Here is a 17893-nt window from a genome sequence, read left to right on the forward strand (position 1 = left end):
AGTTGCGCATGGATCCGCTGTCGGAAGTGCTGTCGCTGCTGGAAACGCGCGATTCGTTTTTCACCGGCCTGCGCGCCGGCGGTGCGTGGGCAGTCGCGATTCCGCCGCCCGACGGGGTCAAGTTCAACGCGGTGGTCGAAGGAAGCTGCTGGCTGACCGTCGACGGAGCGGGGCCGCCTGTCCGGCTGCGCCCGGGGGACTGTTTCCTGCTCGCTTCGCCGCGCGCGTTTTCGCTGGCGAGCGATCTCGCGCTCGCCCCGGTGCCGGCCGCCGACGTCTATCGGAATGTCGAACACGGTATCGCGCACTTTGGCGAGCCGGCGGATTGCTTTCTGATCGGTGGCCGCTTCGTGTACGAAGAAGGCATGCCGCTGCTGCTCGGCAGCCTGCCGCCCGTCGTCGTCGTGAACGGCGGCTCCGAACAGGCGGCGGTGCTGCGCTGGGCGCTGCAGCAACTCGCGCAGGAATTCGGTGCGTCGTCGCCAGGCGGGTCGCTGATGGTCCGGCATCTCGGACACATGATGCTGGTGCAGATCCTGCGGCGCTATGTGGACGACGGTGCGAACGGCGATGTCGGGTGGCTTGCGGGGTTCGCGGATTCGCGGGTGAGCGCGGCGCTGGCCGCCATTCACGCAGAGCCGGCGCGACGCTGGAGCGTCGACGCACTCGCGGCCTGCTGCCACGTGTCGCGCTCGACGTTCGCGCTGCACTTCAAGCGACGGCTGGGATTCGGGCCGCTCGAATACGTGCTGCGCTGGCGGATACAACTTGCGATGCGGGAGCTGCGACGTTCGAACGTCTCGATATCGGCAATCGCGCAGCGGCTCGGCTATGACTCGGACAGCGCGTTCGGACACGCATTCAAGCGCATCGTGGGTTGTTCGCCGCGCGCGTATCGGCATGGTCCGGCCGACGGGTCGGGCCGCTAGCGCCGGTCGCCTCTGCGTCTGTTGGCGCCCGCGAATGGCCTCGGCGGCACAGCCGAAGCGGCACTTCCGCCAACGGGATTCATTTACATCAACGACGTCAGGATAAGTATTCTTATCACAACACCACGATTAGATAACCAAACTCGCATTTACGAGAACGCCCCGCATGCCGCGAGGCGCCCCGCTCAACGTCCGATCGGCAATCCGGTCGGCTCGATCCAGCCGAGCTTGTACGCGATCAGCAGCGACAGAAACAGCGTGACCGACAGCCCGACGCGGGCCGCGAGCGACCACGCCATCCGCTTGGATTTGCCGCGATCGTGATTCATGAAATACAGCGCGAAGATCAAGCTCGCGATGATCATCGCGAATGCCACAGAAACCAGCAGGGTTTTCATTGCTGTTGCCTTTGAAGATCCGAATCGGCCTGAATCAGTTCGGCCAGTTTATTCCGTTCGTCGGCGATGCCGCCGACGCCTGACGCGGGCCAGTCCAGCGCGACGCCGTTGCCCAGCGAATCGCGCACGAGCGCCTGGTAGCGCCGGTCGTTGAGCCGGCCGTGATCCATGGCTTCCGAGATCTCGCGCCGGAACGGCAGCGGGAAACTCGCGTAGGCGCGCGACAGCGCCGCATATTGTCTCGCATCGATCTCTTTCGACGATGGTATGACAGTCCAGAGCACCACGGCCACGATGGCCGTGAACGGGATCGCCGTGTAGCGAAGGATGAACTTGATCGGGGTCATGAAGCGGTGGGTCGAAGGAATCGCAAACGCGGGCCGCGCGGCAGCGAAGCCACAGGCCGGTCGTACCGGGCATATTGTACTGAAAGCCCCATCCGGCTAACAGAGTATGATAATGACATTATCATGTTCATCACATGATTCGACAGACCCGGTCTCCGGCGCAGGCAGCGTGCCCACCTTGCCGCCCGGCGCCGGCTTTCCCGTCCGTGCCCGCGATCCGCGGCGATTGAGCGAAACCCTTATGCCAGCGCAGTACTTTCGCAACCTGACCGGAAAACACCGCAGCGCGACCGCGAACCGTCAGCTCGGGTTTTCGCTGGCCTTCGTCGCCGGCGCGGCCAATGCCGGCGGCTTTCTCGCGGTCAAGCAGTACACGTCGCACATGAGCGGCATCGTGTCCGCGATCGCCGACCAGACGGCGCTCGGCGACGTCCGGCTGGCCCTGGCCGGCATCAGTTCGCTGGGGTCGTTCCTGTTCGGCGCCAGTTGCTCGGCGATCCTCGTCAACTGGGGGCGCCGCCGCGGGCTGCATAGCCAGTTCGTGCTGCCGCTGCTGGTCGAGGCCGCGTTGCTGCTCCTGTTCGGGCTGCTCGGCAGCCACCTCGCGCTGTGGGAAACCTTCTTCGTGCCCGTGACCGTGACGTTGCTGTGCTTCATCATGGGGCTGCAGAACGCGACGATCACGAAGCTCTCGGGCGCGGAGATCCGCACGACGCACATGACGGGCATCGTGACCGATCTCGGCATCGAGCTCGGGAAGCTGTTCTACTGGAACCGGTCGGCCATCGACGTCGACGCGCATGCGGTGATCGCCAACCGCTCGAAACTGAGGATTCACGCGATGATGCTCACGTCGTTCTTCGTCGGCGGGCTGGCCGGCGCGATCGGCTTCAAGCATGTCGGCTACGTATCGACGGTGCCGCTCGCCGCGGTGCTCGTGATGCTCGCGATCGTTCCCGTGATCGACGATCTGCTCGCGCTGCTCCGCGGCAGCCGCTGATCGGCCCCGAGGCCCTCGTTCCGGCGGCGGCACCGAAGTCGGATCGATTATAATTTGATTAACATACCGACCACGCTCGACCCGTCATGGAAACGAAAACCGCCCGCCTGACCGTCCTGATCGACCCCGCGAAGAAGGAAGCCTTCGAAATGCTCTGCGCGGAGCAGGATCTCACGCCGTCGCAAGTCGTGCGGCAACTGATCCGCGACTATCTCGACCGGCACGGCGTCACGTACAAGACCAAGAGCGCGCTCGGCAAGCGCGTGAAGTAAGCGCGGCCACACCGGCCGCGCCCGCGACGGCGGTCACACGCCGGTCATGCGCCGATTTCCCATCGCCCGCGCGCTTGCGCGCGCCGCGCCAGCCGCCGCGGATCGACGTTCTCCCCTGCCTTCATGCGCCTCGCCGTGGCCGCCAGCTTCAGCGTGCCGGCCTGCTCGCACGCGAGCGCGCGTTCGAGCAGGATCCGCAACGACGGCAGCCGGGCGTCGTGCTTCCAAGCGAACGCGACGAAGTTGTTGTCGTCGCCGCACGGCACCAGCGTATACGACGCGCCGAACACCGTTCGCAGGTGCTCGAGATGCCGCGGCAGCGCCGGATCGTCGTCCATCAAGTTGATCGCCAGCACGCCGGTGTCGCCCAGGCGCGCGCGGCACGCGTCGAGGAAGGCCGCGCCGGTACACCGGCCCGGCGTGCCGTCGGCGACGAACGCGTCGTGCAGGATCACGTCCGTCCGGACGTCCGCCCGGTTCACATGATCCGCGCCGTCGGCGCATATCACCGAGAACCGTGCATCATCGGCGGGAATCCTGAATATGTCGCGCAGCGCGATCACGTCCGGATTGATCTCGACCGCGTCGATCGCCGTACCGGGCAGGTGCCGGTAGCAATATTTCGCGAGCGAACCGCCGCCGAGCCCGAGCATGCAGATATGCGCAGGCTCGGGCTGCAGCAGCAGAAAGCCCATCATCACGCGCGTATAACCGAGCTCGAGCCGCACGGGATCGCGCAGCGACATGAAGCTCTGCGTCGCGAAATGATCGAAGTGCAGCGACAGCGCATGCCGTGTCTCCAGCACGAACGGCCGGCCGTCGTTCAGCGGCGTCGCCAGGAATTTGACGAACGCGTCGTAGGAAGCTGGATCGTCGATCATGGGCGGGTAATCGGGCGAAAACGGCCGGGCGCGACGTGCGCTCAGACCTTCTTCAGGTAGCAGGCCTTCAGCATGAAGCCGCCCATGTCGGTCTTGCAATCGACTTCGTGATCGCCGCCGACGAGCCTGATACTCTTCACCTTGGTACCCATCTTCAGCGTGATCGACGAGCCCTTCACGCGCAAATCCTTGATCAGCACGACCGAATCGCCGTCCGACAGCACGTTGCCGTTCGCATCCTTGACGACGTCACCCGCCGGTTCGTCGACCACTTCGGCACCCGCCGACCATTCATGGCCGCAGTCGGCGCAGACGGTCAGCGTGCCATCCGGGTAAGTGTTTTCCATCGCGCATTGCGGGCAGGCGGGGGCGGCGTTCATTGCAGCTTCCATTCGGGAGGAGTTGGATCGATCAGGAAAATGCCGGGCGGGCAGGTTGCGCACCCGGCCGGTCATGCAACCGGGACACGCCTGCCAGGGACGCGCAGGTCGCCATCGGCGCACACGACATTATAATGCAATACACATATCCTGACCGATGCATTATAATCCTCGACTTCACGATATTCAGCGAACTTGAAGGCAGCTTTACTGAGGATGTCTGCAAGTTCACACCGGATCGCGCGCCGCGCTCCCGCGGAAAACCGCGAAAGCCCGGCCCGACGGTGCACGCCGCACATCGATCCCGCCCCCGTCCGGAGGATTTCCAGCATCGTGGCAACCGTTGTGTACGTTCAGATCGGCTCGGCGTGGAACCGCAACCGCGGTGCCGCCGCCCGCGACGCAACCGCCGACGCAGCGCGCCGCTTCGAAAGCGACATCCTGCTGATCGCGAACGGGCTCAGCGGGAACGCGAAGGACAGCGCGGCCATCGCGTCGCTGCAGGTACACGGCGGCACGTCGGCCCAGGTGCTGGCCACCGGGCCCGATGAAGAAGCCGCGCTGCACGCGCTGCTGCCGCTGCTCCAGGCGCGCTGATGCTTGCGCCACCCGTCTCGCGGCATTGCGCCGCGCCCCCCGAATCTCCACTCCCCGAGGAAGCGATGAGCGATACCGACATGTCCAACACCCCCAACCTGTCCGCCTCCGCCATCTGGGCGCTGGAACGCCTCGCCGATGTCCGCTACGGACGCGATGCGCCGGCACTCGGCTGGTCGATCGCGCGGGAGCTCGTCAGCGCCGGCTTCGTCAGTCATCCGGTGCACGGCCGCTCCGGCGCGTCGATCACGGCCGAAGGGCGGACCTTCCTGAAAAGCCGGAAATAGGCCGCCGCCCGCGAGCGGCCTTGCCTTGCACGGGAGGAGCCCGATTGCCGGTTGCGGCCGCACGGGGTTCCACGGCGGGGATGCCCGCGGCCATGCGGATTCCCGTTGCATCGGGCAACAGCGGCTGCGCGACGCCGCCACCGCCGCGCAGGGGTTTTGATATGATTTCGGCGCCTTGACGGCCTGGTTGTTCTGTTCAACCCTGTTCCGGAAACCTCGATGCCGCCGGTCTCTTCCCCGCCCGTTCTCGACACGCCCCGCCTCGTCCTCGAAGGCCATCCGCTCGGCGACTTCGACGCGCTTGCGGCGATGTGGGCCGAGCCGGCGGTCGTCGCGCACATCTTCAACGGCCAGCCGTCCGCGCCGCGCGATTCGTGGATGCGCATGCTCGCGTATCGCGGGCTGTGGCCGCTGCTCGGCTACGGCTACTGGGCGATTCGCGAGAAGGCGTCAGGGCGCTATGTCGGCGATCTCGGCTTCGCGGATTTCCACCGGAACATCGAGCCGTCGGTGCGCGGCGTGCCGGAAGCCGGCTGGGCGCTCGCGAGCTGGGCGCACGGCAAGGGCTATGCGACCGAGGCGCTCGCGGCCGCGCTGGCGTGGCTCGACGGGCAGCAGCGCTTCGAGCGCAGCGTGTGCCTGATCGCGCCGACCAACGTCGCGTCGATCCGCGTGGCGGAGAAGGCCGGGTATGGCGAACCGGAACGCATCCGCTTCAACGACGCCGATTCGTTGCTGTTCTCGCGCAGGCGTCGATAGACGCGAATACCGCGTTAATCCGGCGGCCGCCTCACTCCGCTGCCGGTTCGTAGAAATGCCTGAAAAGACTGTCGTCCATCGGCCAGCAGTTTCCGCATTCATCGAGCAGGATCCAGTCGCCCGGCTTCACCGTGCGCCAGCCTTCCGGCGTCGCGATGGCCCAAACGCCGTGACGGCTCTTCACCCGGTCATGATCGCCGTCGGCGAACCACCGTGTTGCATCGACATAACTGGTGCGTTTTCTGAATCTCATGCCATTCCCAAAGGAAGCGAATATCCGCTTCGTGTTGCCGGACGGGAAACGGATCGGGTGCCCGCGCGGAAAGCGCGGCTCGAGGCGGCGGTGCCGCCTTCGGCGCGATGATCCCCGCGTGGATTTCGTGCGGCGCGACCCGGCTCCCCGCCCCGCGCACCTGCAACGAATCGCGATCCGTCCGGCGCGCGCGACAGGTGCCGAAATTGTAGGGACGGATACTCGGCGACATTGGTAATATTTTGTAATGATATGTCGAGTAACCTTGCCTGGCCTCGGTTTCGCCCATACAGACGACGGTGGGAACAACGGATTTTCCGCAAACGTTTTCGTCTGAAGGATGCCCGATCGCGCATCCTCGCCGGCCCCGCGCCGGCTATCGCGCCGACCGTTTCGGCCAAACGTGCGTCTGCACGCCGACAGCCATTCGCCGCTTCGCCAGGCAGCGGCGGTCCCCCCATCGATACGCTCACCGAACGAATCAGATTTCGTCACATTCCGTCGGAATGTCGCGCAGTACCATGCACGTCGCGTCGGCTACCCCGCGTTCGGACTGGGCCTGACCGCTCGCCACTTTCCCGTTTCCCCCCTCGTTCCGCGATGCCCATCCGAATCCTGCTCGTCGAAGACGACGTCCCCCTGTCCGCGCTGATCGCCGACTATCTGCGCCAGCATCATTACCAGGTGGACACGCTGTCCGACGGCACGGGCGCGGCGACGACGATCATCGCGAGCCGCCCGGACCTGGTGCTGCTCGACATCAACCTGCCGGGCAAGGACGGCTTCGAGATCTGCCGCGCGGCGCGCACGCAATACGACGGCATCCTCATCATGATGACGGCCCGCGACGAACCGTTCGACGAGTTGCTCGGCCTGGAACTGGGCGCCGACGACTTTCTCCGCAAGCCGGTCGAGCCGCGCATCCTGCTCGCGCGGATCAAGGCGCAGTTGCGGCGGGCACGCCCGCAGCCGGCCGACCGCGGGCCGGAATCGCCGCAGCGGTTCACGTTCGGCAAGCTCTCGATCGACCGCACGGATCGCCGCGTCCACCTTCCCGACGGCAGCGTGCCGCGCCTGACGTCGACCGAATTCGACCTGCTGTGGGCCCTTGCGTGCCGCGCCGGAGAAGTGGTCAGCCGCGCCGACCTGACGTTGCTGCTGCGCGGCATCGCGTTCGACGGCCTCGATCGTTCGATCGACGGCCGCATCTCGAAGCTGCGCCGCAAACTGCGCGACGACGCGACCGAGCCTAAACGGATCAAGACCATTCGCTCCAAGGGTTATCAGTTCAGCAAGCACGCGTGGGAGTGATTCGCTGCGCGCGCAACCATGCGGCGTTGCACGGTGCTCGGGCCGCGACGTCCGGCATGCGCCCGCGGCTGCCGCACGTGTGCCGGATCAGCGTCCGGCCTGCCATCCGCCGCCCAACGCCTTGTAAAGCGCGACGAGGTCGGTCGTCGTCTGCAGGGTTCCCTGCTCGGCGTCTTGCCGCCCCTGCGACCACTGCCGTTCGGCATCCAGTACGTCGAGGAACGGCGACAACCCCTTCCGGTAGCGATCGCGCGCAAGATCCAGCGCCCCCTGTTCGGCCTTCACCGCATCGTCGAGCGCCGCCGCACGCGCCTGGTCGGTGCGATACACGGCCAGTGCATTGTCGACGTCGCGCAGCGCGACGAGCACGGCCTGCCGGTAGGCCAGTGCGGCTTCGGCCTGGCGGGCCTGCGACAGCCTCAAGTTCGACACGAGCGCGCCGCCGGAAAAGATCGGCAGCGAAACGGCCGGCCCGAACGCATAGAACAGGTGCGACCAGTGCGCCAGCTCCCGCACGTGCGACGCGCGCAGGCCGACCTGCCCCGTCAGCGAAATGTCCGGATAGAACTGCGCGACCGCGACGCCGACGTCGGCGGTGGCCGCATGGAGGTCGGCCTCCGCCCGGCGGATATCGGGGCGCCGGCGCGCGAGCGTCGACGGCAGGCCGACAGGCACGGTCGGCGGCACGCCGGGCAGCGTGGCCGGCGCGGCCAGCCAATCGTCGAGCGCGCCCGGCGCGCCGCCGACCAGATACGCAAGGCCGTTGCGCAGCAGCACGATCTGCTGGTCGAATTGCGGCAGTTGCGCGCGGATCTGCGCGAGCCGCGCCTCGGCCGCCCGTACGTCGAGGTCGCTCGCGAGCCCGTGCGCGGCTTGCTCGCGCGTCAGGTCGAGCAGTTCGCGCTGCGCGCGCTGCAGGTCGTCGGCCAGTGCGCGTTGCGCCTGCGCGCCACGCAGTTGCAGATAGGTCTGCGCGACTTCGGCTTCGAGCGACAGCAGCGCGTCGTCGCGGCTCGCGACCGCCGCACTCGCCTGCGCGCCGGCCGCCTCGACCGAGCGGCGCACGCGCCCGAACAGGTCGAGCTCCCACGATGCATCGAACCCGGCCTGCCACAGGTTGACCGGCGCCTCGAGGGCATCGAGCGCACCGCGCGCGCCTTGCCGCACGCTCGCGCCAGTGCCGGGCCCGAACCGGTCGAGCGGCGAGCCCGGTGCGCCGAGCCGGTCGACTCGCTGGTCGATGCCCTGCTCCTCGACGATGCCTCGCAGGCCGAGTTGTTCGCGCTGGTAGCTTGCGTTCGCGCGCACGTCGGGCAGGCCTTGCGCGGCAGCCGCCCGAACCTGCGCGCGAGCCTGCGCGATGCGCAGCACGGCGGCCTGCACGTCGAGGTTGTCGCGCGCCGCACGCTCGACGAGCCGGTCGAGCACCGGATCGCCGAACGCATGCCACCAGCGGGGATCGGGATCCGCATCGGTTACCGGCGCGGAGCGCGCCGCGACGTCCGACGCGGGCGCCGCCTGCCCGTCCGCCTGCATCGCATGCCAGGCAGGCGGTACCTCCGCGTGCGGCGGCTGATAGTCGGGCCCGACGGTGCACCCCGATATCGTTGCGCATGCAATGAACAGCATGGCAGCATCGCCCGCGACGGAACGAATCCGGCGGCGGCGGCTGTCGCGGCACGCACTCATCTCAATGCCCTCCCGCGCCGTGCGCGGCCTTCGCCGGCGAAAACAGGAACGTCAGCGGAATGCTGAACGCGCAGAACACCGCGAGGATCGCGAACACGTCGATATACGCGAGGATCGTCGCCTGCGCGACGAACGTCTCGTACAGCCGCCCGGTGGCCGTCTGCAGCGCGGCCGCCGGCCGCGCGCCCGTCAGCGCGCCGATCGCTTGCGCGTTCTGCTGCAGCGCGTCCTGGAAGTTCTGCGACAGCGGCGACATGTGCGTGGACAGATGCGCCATCCGCGCCTGCGTGCGCTCGCGGATCAACGCGGTCGACACCGAGATGCCGATCGAGCCCGCGACGTTGCGGAACATCGTGAACAGCGCGGACGCGTCGTCATTGAGCCGCTGCGGCACGGTCAGGTAGGCGAGCGTCGTGATTGGCACGAACATGAAACCGATCGCGAGCGACTGCGCGCAGCGGATCAGCACGAGATGCAGGTAGTCGATATCGGGCACCAGCATGCGCGAATAGACGAGCGCGCCGGACAGCAGCACGAAGCCGAAGCCGACGAGATAGCGCGTCTGCACGTGCGGCATCAGCCGGCTCACGACCGGAATCTCGAGCGTGATCAGCAACGCGCCGGGCGACAGCACGAGCCCGGCGAGCGTCGCCGTATAGCCGAGGTGCTGTTGCGCGAGCTGCGGCACGATCACCGCGCTGCCGTACAGCACGGCCGCGAACGTCGCGATCGTCACGCAGCCGAGGGCGAAGTTGCGATCGCGCAGGCACGACAGGTCGACCACCGGCTTTTTCGTGCGCAGCAGCCACAGCGTCGCGCCGACGAGCCCGAGCGCCGACAGCACCGCGAACACCCGGATGAAGGGGGAGCCGAACCAGTCCTCGTCCTCGCCGCGATCGAGCATCACCTGCAGGCAGCCGAGGCCGATCGCGATCAGCCCGATGCCGATGTAGTCGACGGAGATCCCGCGTTCGGCGCCGCGCCGCCACGGCGGATCCTCGACGAGCTGCATCACCGCGAGCACGGTCAGCGCGCCGATCGGCACGTTCAGCAGGAACACCCAGCGCCACGAGAAATGGTCGGTGATCCAGCCGCCGAGCGTCGGCCCCAGCACCGGCGCGACGACGATCGCGATCGCCGAGATCGAGAACGCGCGATTGCGCTGCGCGGGCGGAAACGTGTCGAGGATGATCGACTGCTGGTTCGGCTGCAGCCCGCCGCCGAACAGCCCCTGCAGCACGCGGAACACGATCAGTTCGCCGAGATTGGTCGCGACGCCGCAGAGGAACGAACACACGGTAAACGCGGCGATGCACAGCAGGAAGTAGCGCTTGCGGCCCATCAGGCGCCCGAGGAAACCCGAGATCGGCAGCACGATGCCGTTCGCGACGAGGTACGACGTGAGCGTCCAGGTCGCCTCGTCGTAACTCGCGGACATCGTGCCGGCAATGTGCGGCAGCGCGACGTTGACGATCGTCGTGTCGAGCACCTCCATGAACGCGGCGAGCGTGACGACGATCGCGACGAGCCACGGGTTCGCGGCCGGCCGCCATGCGTCGCCGGACGAAGCCGGCCGGGCGGGCGGCCGGTTCACCGGCACGCTCCGGGAAACGGCAACGACAGGCGGATGGCAGGCATGAGTCGATCGCTCCGGTCGAACCCGGCCGCGGCGCGGCGGCCAGTCATTTCAGGTGCACGGTCGGTTCGACCGACAGGCCGAGACCGAGCGGCGGACGGGTCGGCAGCGGGCCGTCGAGCACGATCTTCACCGGCACGCGCTGCACGATCTTCACGAAATTGCCGGTGGCGTTCTCGGCGGGGAACGCGGAAAAGCGCGAACCGCTGCCGAGCTGGATGCTGTCGATGCGGCCGTGCAGGTCGAGATCGGGATACGCGTCGACCGACACGTCGACGCGGTCGCCGATGCGCATCCGTTCAAGCTGCGACTCCTTGAAGTTCGCGGTGATCCAGATGCGCGGCGTCACGATCGAGAAGATCGACGTGCCCGGCTGCAGGAACGAGCCAAGCTGCACGTTGCGGCGTGTGACCCAGCCGTCGGACGGCGCGCGCATCTCGCAGTACGACAGGTTCAGGTTGGCCGTGTCGAGCTGCGCGCGCGCCTGCAGCACCTGCTGGCGGCGTTCCTCGACGGCCGTCTCGGCCTGCCGGATCTGCTGCGGCACGAGGCTCGCGGTGCGCGCCTGCGCCTGGGCCATCGCGACGTTCGCGTCGGCGCTGGCGCGCTGCGCGTCGGCCGCGTCGATCGCCTGCTGCGACGTCGCGCGCGCATCGACCGCGCGCTGCCGCTCCTGCGCGGCGAGCGCCTGGCGGTAAGCCGCTTCCGCCGATTCGATCTGCGCGCGCGCCTGCCGGTACTGGGCCGGGTACTGCACGCGCGCGATGTCGAGCTGCACGCGCGACGCGTCGAGCTGCGCCTGGGCGAGACCGAGCTGCGCCTGCGCGGCATCGACCTGGGCGCGGTAGTCGCGCGGATCGATCTCGACGAGCACGTCGCCGCGCCGCACGAACGTGTTGTCGTCGACGGCCAGCCGCGTCACGTAGCCGGACACGTGCGGCGCGACCGCCACCGCGTTGCCGTCGGTGTACGCGTCGTCGGTGCTTTCCTGGTTGCGCGTCGCGAACCACCACACGAGCGCCGCGACGAGCAGCACGCACAGCACCACGCCGAGGATGATCAACGGTTTCTTGCCGGACCGCCGGCGTTCGCCTTCGCCGTTGTTGCCGTCGCCGTCGCCGCCGGTGCGGCCGCCGCGGTCGTCGTGCGGATGGCCATCGCCGCCACCGCCGCCCGGCGCGTCGGTCGGCTGATCGGCGCGGTGGCCCGGTGCAGGGCCGTCACGCCGGCCGCTGTCCGGCGAATTGCCGCCGTCGCCCGCGCGCGCGACGGCGGGCGGCATGGATTCGGCCGCCGTGAAGCGCGCCCGGCCCGACGTCGGCAACACGGAAGCGGCGCGTGTCGGAACGATCGCCGTGCGCGGGCTCGGACCACGCCGCAATACGACGCGCCTTCGCTCGCGAACGGACCACGGACACAGGATGGCATCGGACATCGAACAGGACTCCGGGCGGCGGCCGCATGCGCCATTGCACACGTCCGCCTCAAACCCGCCCTCCAGCAAACCGCGGGCCCGGCCCGGCTGCGATGGCGATCCCAATCGGCCATGCACTTGTCCTCTGTTCATCCGGTCCGCTGGGGCGCACCATGACATCGCCGATTTGGCTCTCCCCCGGCTCTCTCGACGAAGGTCGCGGCAGAAATGACAAGCCGTTGAAAAATCGCGGAGCGCGGCGGCGGCATGGGAACAGGGATACAGGAGTACGCGTCGCGGGGGATCGTCTCGAAGCTTTCAATCGCCCGTCTGTCCCGCACGATTCGAGGACGACGTTCGACCGGACACCGTCACGCGTCTTTCGTCGTCTCGTCGAACCCGGCAACCGGCGTCTGCGGCTCGCGCGCGAGCCCTTGCGCAAACACCTTCAATCCTTCGATCAACGGCGTCAGCGCATCCCACAGCGCTTCGTCGTGCAGCAGCCGGTAGACGCCGCGCACGCCGGGCGCGACATGCGGATGCTGCGCCGGCTGCCACGCGCCGACGTGATGCAGCGCGTCGGCGGCCGCGAACGCGGCGCGTCCGAATTGATCAGTCGGAATGCGCGACAGCGCCGTCAGAAGCACCGCGAGATTCTGCATGCCGCTCCGCATGCCGGGCTTGTCGAGCGCGTCGACGAACGTGTCGGCCAGCCGCGCGTTCGCGCTGACGACCTCGTTCGCGAAGTGCAGGTAGCCGTGACGGTGCAGGCTGCCGAGCAGATGTTCGAGGGCGTCGCGCGCCGTGGGCTCCGCAGGCGGAGGCGTCGTGTCGGGAGGCTGGCGTTCGGTCATGGGCTTGCTCCGGATGAGGCGTCGGGCTGCCGCGTCGGGCTGCCGCGGCGGGCAGCCGCGGTGGCATCAGCGCGAGTGGCCGTCGGGCGGCGCCTTGTACTCGCTGCGCGCGCCCATCGCGTCTTCGACGCCGTGCACGCCATGCAGCGCGGTCACGCCGTCGACGATCGCCTGTCGTTCGGATTCGTCGATCTGGCCGGTCAGGCGCACCTGTCCGCGCTCGACGCTCACGTCGACGTCGCGCGGGTGGCCGACGAGACGGCCGAGTGCCGAGCGTACGCGCTCGGCCACCTGCACGTCGCTCGCTTCGCCCGCAAGCCAGTCTGCCCGCAGGCCGGCGATCGTGCCGCGCGCATGCGCGGCCGCCCGCTTCGCCTGCGTAGCCGCGTAGTCCGCCACGTCGTGACGGCCCGCGGCCGCCTTGTCGCGAAGATACGCGCGCCGCCGCCGGCCGGACGACGGATCGAGGAAGTACATCGCGGCCGCGCCGCAGGCAACGGCCACCGCAAGATTCAACACGGGATTCGAAGGCGTTCTGGAGTTCATGGAGGCACCGTGGGCAATACCCGGAACGACCGGGCTTCGTGAGGACGTCAAGCACGTGCCGTTCCCCGCGCGCGTGCCGCGCATCCGCCGTCGCCACGCGATACGGCGACAGAAACGACAAGCGTTTGAAAAATCATCGGCGCGCACGCCGCCCGGTCACGATTCGGGCGGCGTGTCGGCCGTCGCCGGGCGGTTCGTGCCCGCTTCGTCTTCCCGATCCGCGGCCTGCTGCGCTATGTCGAGGTAGGTCTGCGCCATCGCGCGCAGTTCTGCTTCCGATGCGTCCTCGATCCCGATCAGCCGGTCGCTCGCCGCATGCGTGACGGCCAGGAGCTCGTCGAGCTTCAGGTGCAGCGCGACGCTGTCGCGGTTCTGGTTGCGCTGCAGCAGGAACACCATTAGGAAGGTGATGATCGTCGTGCCGGTATTGATCACCAGTTGCCACGCATCCGAATAGTGAAACACGGGCCCCGTGACGAGCCACAGCGCCGTGATCGCCACCGCGCTGCCGAACGCGACCGGCGAACCGGCCCAGGTGGTCACGTGCGACGCGAAGCGTTCGAACGCGCGCGTGACGGGATGCCCGGCCTGCCCGGCGGATTTGCCGGCCTTGCCCGCGTCGCAACGCTCGGGCCGTGAGTCTTGGGATTCGCGCATGATGTCTCCGGCTATCGGATGTTGATCTGGTTGCGCACGCGGATTCCCGTGCCGCGTCCGGCCACGCCGGTCGCGCACGAAGCCGCCCGGGGTTCGGTCCCGTATGTGCGCATGACCGACGAGCATCACGCGTGCCCGCATCGCCGCTGAAGCCTTGCGGTCTTTACGGCTCACGGCGCGTTGCCATGCTCCTTCTGCCAGCGCTCCATCAGCGCGATCTCGTCGCGCTGCGCGGCGACGATCCGGCTGGCGAGCTGCCGCAGCGTCGGGTCCTTCCCGTATTTCAGCTCGACCTGCGCCATGTCGATCGCCCCCTGGTGATGCGGCGCCATGTGCGCGACGAAATCGCGATCGGCGTCGCCCGTGTACCGCGCGGCGTCCATCGCGTCCATCATCCTGCGGTCGGCACGCTTGAAAGCCTGCGTGGACGAGTCGGGCACGCTGGCCGGCTCGGCGGGGCGCAACTGTGCCGCAGCGGGCAGCGCCGACGCGCAGGCCGCGAGCATCAAGCAGGCGGCGCAACGGCGCGCGGATAAACGGTTGAATGCAGTCATGTGGCGCATCCTCGATAAAGGTTGACGGATCGTGCGCGCCCACCGCATGCAACCGCTGTGCCCGGCGCGGCACATGCCTTGCGCGACAGCCGGCATCGGCTCATCGCGAATCAAGGAGAAACGGCATGGCGACAGTGGCGGATTTCATCGTCGAGCGGCTGTACGACTGGGGCGTGCGTCGCCTCTACGGCTACCCGGGCGACGGCATCAACGGTTTTTTCGGTGCGCTTAACCGCGCAGACGGCAAGATCGAATTCATCCAGGCGCGCCACGAGGAGATGGCCGCCTTCATGGCCTCCGCGCACGCAAAATTTACAGGCGAGCTCGGCGTGTGCGTCGCGACGTCCGGCCCGGGCGCGTCGCACTTCGTGACGGGCCTGTACGACGCGCGGCTCGACCACATGCCGGTGCTCGCGATCGTCGGCCAGCAGGCACGGGCGGCACTCGGCGGCCACTACCAGCAGGAAGTCGATCTTCCGGCGCTGTTCAAGGACGTTGCCGGCGGATTCGTCCAGATGGCGACGGTGCCCGGCCAGGTGCGTCACCTGGTCGACCGCGCGATACGCACCGCGCTCGGCGCACGCACGGTCACCGCGCTCGTGCTGCCGAACGACCTGCAGGAACTCGACTACGCGCCGCCGAAACGCGCGCACGGTACCGTGCACTCGGGCATCGGTTACACCGCGCCGAAAGTCGTGCCGTACGCCCACGACCTGCAGCGCGCGGCCGACGTACTGAACGCCGGCAAGAAGGTCGCGCTGCTGGTCGGCGCGGGCGCGCTGAAGGCGACCGACGAGGTGATCGCGGTGGCCGACCGGCTCGGCGCGGGCGCCGCCAAGGCGCTGCTCGGCAAGACTGCGCTGCCGGACGACCTGCCGTGGGTCACCGGCTCGATCGGCCTGCTCGGCACCAGGCCGAGCTACGAGCTGATGACCGAATGCGACACGCTGCTGGTCGTCGGCTCGGGTTTTCCGTATTCGGAATTCCTGCCGAAGGAGGGCCAGGCGCGCGGCGTACAGATCGACCTGAAGGCCGACATGCTGAGCCTGCGCTACCCGATGGAGGTCAACCTCGTCGGCGACAGCGCCGAAACGCTGCGCGCGCTGCTGCCGCTGCTGAAGGCGCGTGACGACACCGGCTGGCGCGAGCGGATCGCGACATGGAACGACGCCTGGCACGAGACGCTCGCGGCGCGAGCGGCCGCCAAGGCCACGCCGGGGCGCGGCGTGAACCCGCAGCGCGCATTTACCGAGCTGTCGCCGCGGCTGCCCGACGACGTGATCCTGACGAGCGATTCGGGCTCCTGCGCAAACTGGTATGCGCGCGACCTGATGATCCGGCGCGGGATGATGGGCTCGCTGTCCGGCGGGCTTGCGTCGATGGGCGCCGCGGTGCCCTACGCGATCGCCGCGAAGTTCGCGCATCCGGCGCGTCCGGTCATTGCGATGGTCGGCGACGGCGCGATGCAGATGAACAACATGGCCGAACTGATCACGGTCGCGAAATACTGGCGGCAATGGCCCGATCCGCGCTGGATCTGCATGGTGCTGAACAACGAGGACCTGAACCAGGTCACGTGGGAGCAGCGCGTGATGGAAGGCGACCCGAAGTTCGACGCGTCGCAGCAGATTCCGAACGTGCCGTACTACCGCTTCGCAACGCTGCTCGGCCTGAAAGGCATCTACGTCGACGATCCCGAACAGCTCGGCGCCGCTTGGGACGAAGCACTGGCGGCCGACCGGCCGGTCGTGCTCGAAGTCAAGAGCGATCCCGAGGTGCCGCCGCTGCCGCCGCACGTGACGCTCCAGCAGGCGAAGCACTTCGCCGAAACGCTGGTGAAGGGCGACAGCCGCGAAACCAGCGTGATCGTCGAAACCGCGCGGCAAGTGCTGTCGGCCGTACTGCCGGGCAACGGAGAGCACGGCGGCAAGGGCGGCACGTAACGCCGGCGGACGCAGGCGCCGAATTACAAGCCGGCTGTAACGCATCGGACGTTGCGCATGCAACCCGGCGGCGGCACACCCCTGTCGATCCCACGCACGGAAATTGCTCGATCGCGGGTTGCCGCCATCCCGCCGCAAGGAGTCGCGTTGCCCGTCCCGCCGCCCATGAAAGCGCGCCGTCTCGCGCACGTCGCCGGATTCGCCTGCGCGGTCGCGCCGGCCGCCGCCTGCGCAGCCGCCGGGCCGCTGCCGCTCGCGTACGTCGTGCACGCGGCCGGGCCGGCCGCGCAGCCGGTGTTCGTGCTCGGCTGGGCGCTGCTCGCGCTCTGTACGTTCGTGTGCATCGCGATCGCGGTGCTGCTGCTCGTGGCGCTGTTTCGCCGCCGCGCCCCCGCGGGCCGCCCGGGCAGCGGCGTAACGTTCGTCGCGCTCGGCAGCGGCATCTCGATCGTGCTGCTGTTCGGCGCGCTCGTGTACATGCTGCGCGTGCTTGGCGCGGTGGCATCTCCGCCGCATCCGCCCGCGCTGACGCTCGTCGTCACCGCGCACGACTGGTGGTGGGCCGCGCGCTATCCGGCCGACGCGAACGGCAGCGCATTCGTCACCGCGAACGAGCTGCACATCCCGGTGGGCGAGCCCGTCGCGATCGAACTGAACAGCGCCGACGTGATCCACGCGTTCTGGGTACCGCAACTCGCGGGCAAGACGCAGACGATCCCCGGCCAGACCAATCGCCAATGGCTCCAGGCCGACCGGCCGGGCGTCTATCGCGGACAGTGCTCGCAATACTGCGGCGCGCAGCACGCGCACATGGCACTGGAAGTGGTGGCCGAGCCGCCCGCCGCGTTTCGCGCATGGCTCGCCGCGCAGCGCCGCCCTGCTCCCGTGCCAGGCACCGACGCCGAGCGGCGCGGCCGGCGCGTGTTCGCCGCGCGCTGCGCGGGTTGCCACGCGGTAAACGGCACCGACGCCGTCGGCGACGCGGGCCCCGATCTCACGCACGTCGGCTCACGCCGGCTGCTCGCGGCCGGCACGCTCGACAACACCCCCGACAACCTGCGCCGCTGGATCGCGCAGGCGCAGCAGATCAAGCCGCAATCGCTGATGCCGTCGATCGCGCTCGCGCCGCGCGACGCGGACGATCTCGCGGCGTATCTCGCCACGCTGCACTGAACGGAGAATGCCG

At 68.4% G+C, this 17893-nt stretch carries 21 protein-coding genes; 9 read left to right on the forward strand and 12 right to left on the reverse strand.

Features of this window, described 5'->3' with window-relative positions; all coding sequences use genetic code 11:
• Nucleotides 1–8: 8 nt before the first annotated feature.
• Nucleotides 9–929 (forward strand): AraC family transcriptional regulator, encoded by a 921-nt coding sequence (locus WJ12_RS16630; protein ID WP_059561094.1) that lies wholly within the window; start codon nucleotides 9–11, stop codon nucleotides 927–929.
• 185 nt (nucleotides 930–1114) lie between these two features.
• Here the strand turns inward: WJ12_RS16630 and WJ12_RS16635 are convergent, their stop codons facing one another.
• Together WJ12_RS16635 and WJ12_RS16640 are read right to left on the reverse strand one after the other, a co-directional pair.
• A complete protein-coding gene (locus WJ12_RS16635) occupies nucleotides 1115–1327 on the reverse strand; it encodes a twin transmembrane helix small protein (RefSeq protein ID WP_006489184.1) in 213 nt (70 codons plus the stop codon).
• The gene (locus WJ12_RS16640; protein WP_034190047.1) at nucleotides 1324–1674 is read right to left on the reverse strand and encodes a hypothetical protein; all 351 of its coding nucleotides are present in this window, start codon (nucleotides 1672–1674) and stop codon (nucleotides 1324–1326) included. Before WJ12_RS16640 ends, WJ12_RS16635 begins: the two co-directional genes overlap by 4 nt.
• A 241-nt stretch (nucleotides 1675–1915) precedes the next feature.
• Between WJ12_RS16640 and WJ12_RS16645 the strand changes: the two genes are divergently transcribed.
• Together WJ12_RS16645 and WJ12_RS16650 are read left to right on the forward strand one after the other, a co-directional pair.
• A complete protein-coding gene (locus tag WJ12_RS16645; RefSeq protein ID WP_034190046.1) occupies nucleotides 1916–2674 on the forward strand; it encodes a YoaK family protein in 759 nt (252 codons plus the stop codon).
• A gap of 86 nt (nucleotides 2675–2760) precedes the next feature.
• The gene (locus WJ12_RS16650; protein WP_034190045.1) at nucleotides 2761–2946 is read left to right on the forward strand and encodes a ribbon-helix-helix protein, CopG family; all 186 of its coding nucleotides are present in this window, start codon (nucleotides 2761–2763) and stop codon (nucleotides 2944–2946) included.
• A 44-nt stretch (nucleotides 2947–2990) separates the two neighbouring features.
• Here WJ12_RS16650 and WJ12_RS16655 read toward each other — a convergent pair whose 3' ends face one another.
• Nucleotides 2991–3827 (reverse strand): class I SAM-dependent methyltransferase, encoded by an 837-nt coding sequence (locus tag WJ12_RS16655; protein ID WP_059561097.1) that lies wholly within the window; start codon nucleotides 3825–3827, stop codon nucleotides 2991–2993.
• A 41-nt stretch (nucleotides 3828–3868) separates the two neighbouring features.
• Complete coding sequence (locus WJ12_RS16660; RefSeq protein WP_034190043.1) at nucleotides 3869–4207, reverse strand: zinc ribbon domain-containing protein YjdM; 339 nt, start codon at nucleotides 4205–4207, stop codon at nucleotides 3869–3871.
• Between the two features lie 333 nt (nucleotides 4208–4540).
• On the opposite strand from WJ12_RS16660, the gene WJ12_RS16665 reads away from it, so the two are divergent.
• The 3 genes from WJ12_RS16665 to WJ12_RS16675 all read left to right on the forward strand — a co-directional run bounded on the left by WJ12_RS16665 (nucleotide 4541) and on the right by WJ12_RS16675 (nucleotide 5850).
• Nucleotides 4541–4804: an HPr family phosphocarrier protein gene (locus WJ12_RS16665; RefSeq protein ID WP_034190042.1), complete on the forward strand. Its 264-nt coding sequence runs from the start codon at nucleotides 4541–4543 to the stop codon at nucleotides 4802–4804.
• Between the two features lie 65 nt (nucleotides 4805–4869).
• Nucleotides 4870–5091 carry a hypothetical protein gene (locus WJ12_RS16670; protein WP_034190041.1) on the forward strand — a complete coding sequence of 74 codons (222 nt, stop codon included), beginning with the start codon at nucleotides 4870–4872 and terminating at the stop codon, nucleotides 5089–5091.
• A 219-nt stretch (nucleotides 5092–5310) separates the two neighbouring features.
• A complete protein-coding gene (locus WJ12_RS16675; RefSeq protein ID WP_034190040.1) occupies nucleotides 5311–5850 on the forward strand; it encodes a GNAT family N-acetyltransferase in 540 nt (179 codons plus the stop codon).
• 31 nt (nucleotides 5851–5881) lie between these two features.
• Here the strand turns inward: WJ12_RS16675 and WJ12_RS16680 are convergent, their stop codons facing one another.
• Nucleotides 5882–6103, reverse strand: a complete 222-nt coding sequence (locus WJ12_RS16680; protein WP_034190039.1) for a hypothetical protein — start codon at nucleotides 6101–6103, stop codon at nucleotides 5882–5884.
• A gap of 600 nt (nucleotides 6104–6703) precedes the next feature.
• On the opposite strand from WJ12_RS16680, the gene WJ12_RS16685 reads away from it, so the two are divergent.
• Nucleotides 6704–7414: a response regulator gene (locus tag WJ12_RS16685; protein ID WP_059561100.1), complete on the forward strand. Its 711-nt coding sequence runs from the start codon at nucleotides 6704–6706 to the stop codon at nucleotides 7412–7414.
• Between the two features lie 87 nt (nucleotides 7415–7501).
• Here WJ12_RS16685 and WJ12_RS16690 read toward each other — a convergent pair whose 3' ends face one another.
• The 7 genes from WJ12_RS16690 to copM all read right to left on the reverse strand — a co-directional run bounded on the left by WJ12_RS16690 (nucleotide 7502) and on the right by copM (nucleotide 14764).
• Entirely contained in the window at nucleotides 7502–9103 is a 1602-nt protein-coding gene (locus WJ12_RS16690; protein ID WP_059561103.1) for an efflux transporter outer membrane subunit, read from the reverse strand.
• Between the two features lies 1 nt (nucleotide 9104).
• Nucleotides 9105–10697: a DHA2 family efflux MFS transporter permease subunit gene (locus tag WJ12_RS16695; protein WP_059561365.1), complete on the reverse strand. Its 1593-nt coding sequence runs from the start codon at nucleotides 10695–10697 to the stop codon at nucleotides 9105–9107.
• A gap of 88 nt (nucleotides 10698–10785) precedes the next feature.
• Nucleotides 10786–12021, reverse strand: a complete 1236-nt coding sequence (locus tag WJ12_RS16700) for an HlyD family secretion protein (protein WP_404824190.1) — start codon at nucleotides 12019–12021, stop codon at nucleotides 10786–10788.
• Between the two features lie 503 nt (nucleotides 12022–12524).
• Nucleotides 12525–13007 carry a hypothetical protein gene (locus WJ12_RS16705; protein ID WP_034190035.1) on the reverse strand — a complete coding sequence of 161 codons (483 nt, stop codon included), beginning with the start codon at nucleotides 13005–13007 and terminating at the stop codon, nucleotides 12525–12527.
• Between the two features lie 66 nt (nucleotides 13008–13073).
• Nucleotides 13074–13553, reverse strand: a complete 480-nt coding sequence (locus WJ12_RS16710; protein ID WP_059561106.1) for a BON domain-containing protein — start codon at nucleotides 13551–13553, stop codon at nucleotides 13074–13076.
• 156 nt (nucleotides 13554–13709) lie between these two features.
• Nucleotides 13710–14210: a low affinity iron permease family protein gene (locus tag WJ12_RS16715; RefSeq protein ID WP_059561109.1), complete on the reverse strand. Its 501-nt coding sequence runs from the start codon at nucleotides 14208–14210 to the stop codon at nucleotides 13710–13712.
• A 170-nt stretch (nucleotides 14211–14380) separates the two neighbouring features.
• Nucleotides 14381–14764, reverse strand: a complete 384-nt coding sequence (gene copM, locus WJ12_RS16720) for a CopM family metallochaperone (protein ID WP_034190032.1) — start codon at nucleotides 14762–14764, stop codon at nucleotides 14381–14383.
• Nucleotides 14765–14889: 125 nt separating this feature from the next.
• On the opposite strand from copM, the gene WJ12_RS16725 reads away from it, so the two are divergent.
• Nucleotides 14890–16707, forward strand: a complete 1818-nt coding sequence (locus WJ12_RS16725; RefSeq protein ID WP_059561111.1) for a thiamine pyrophosphate-requiring protein — start codon at nucleotides 14890–14892, stop codon at nucleotides 16705–16707.
• A 165-nt stretch (nucleotides 16708–16872) separates the two neighbouring features.
• The gene (gene coxB, locus WJ12_RS16730; protein WP_226103832.1) at nucleotides 16873–17880 is read left to right on the forward strand and encodes a cytochrome c oxidase subunit II; all 1008 of its coding nucleotides are present in this window, start codon (nucleotides 16873–16875) and stop codon (nucleotides 17878–17880) included.
• Nucleotides 17881–17893: the final 13 nt, after the last annotated feature.

This window comes from Burkholderia seminalis (assembly GCF_001718535.1).
In the GTDB taxonomy this organism is placed as follows: Bacteria; Pseudomonadota; Gammaproteobacteria; order Burkholderiales; family Burkholderiaceae; genus Burkholderia; species Burkholderia seminalis.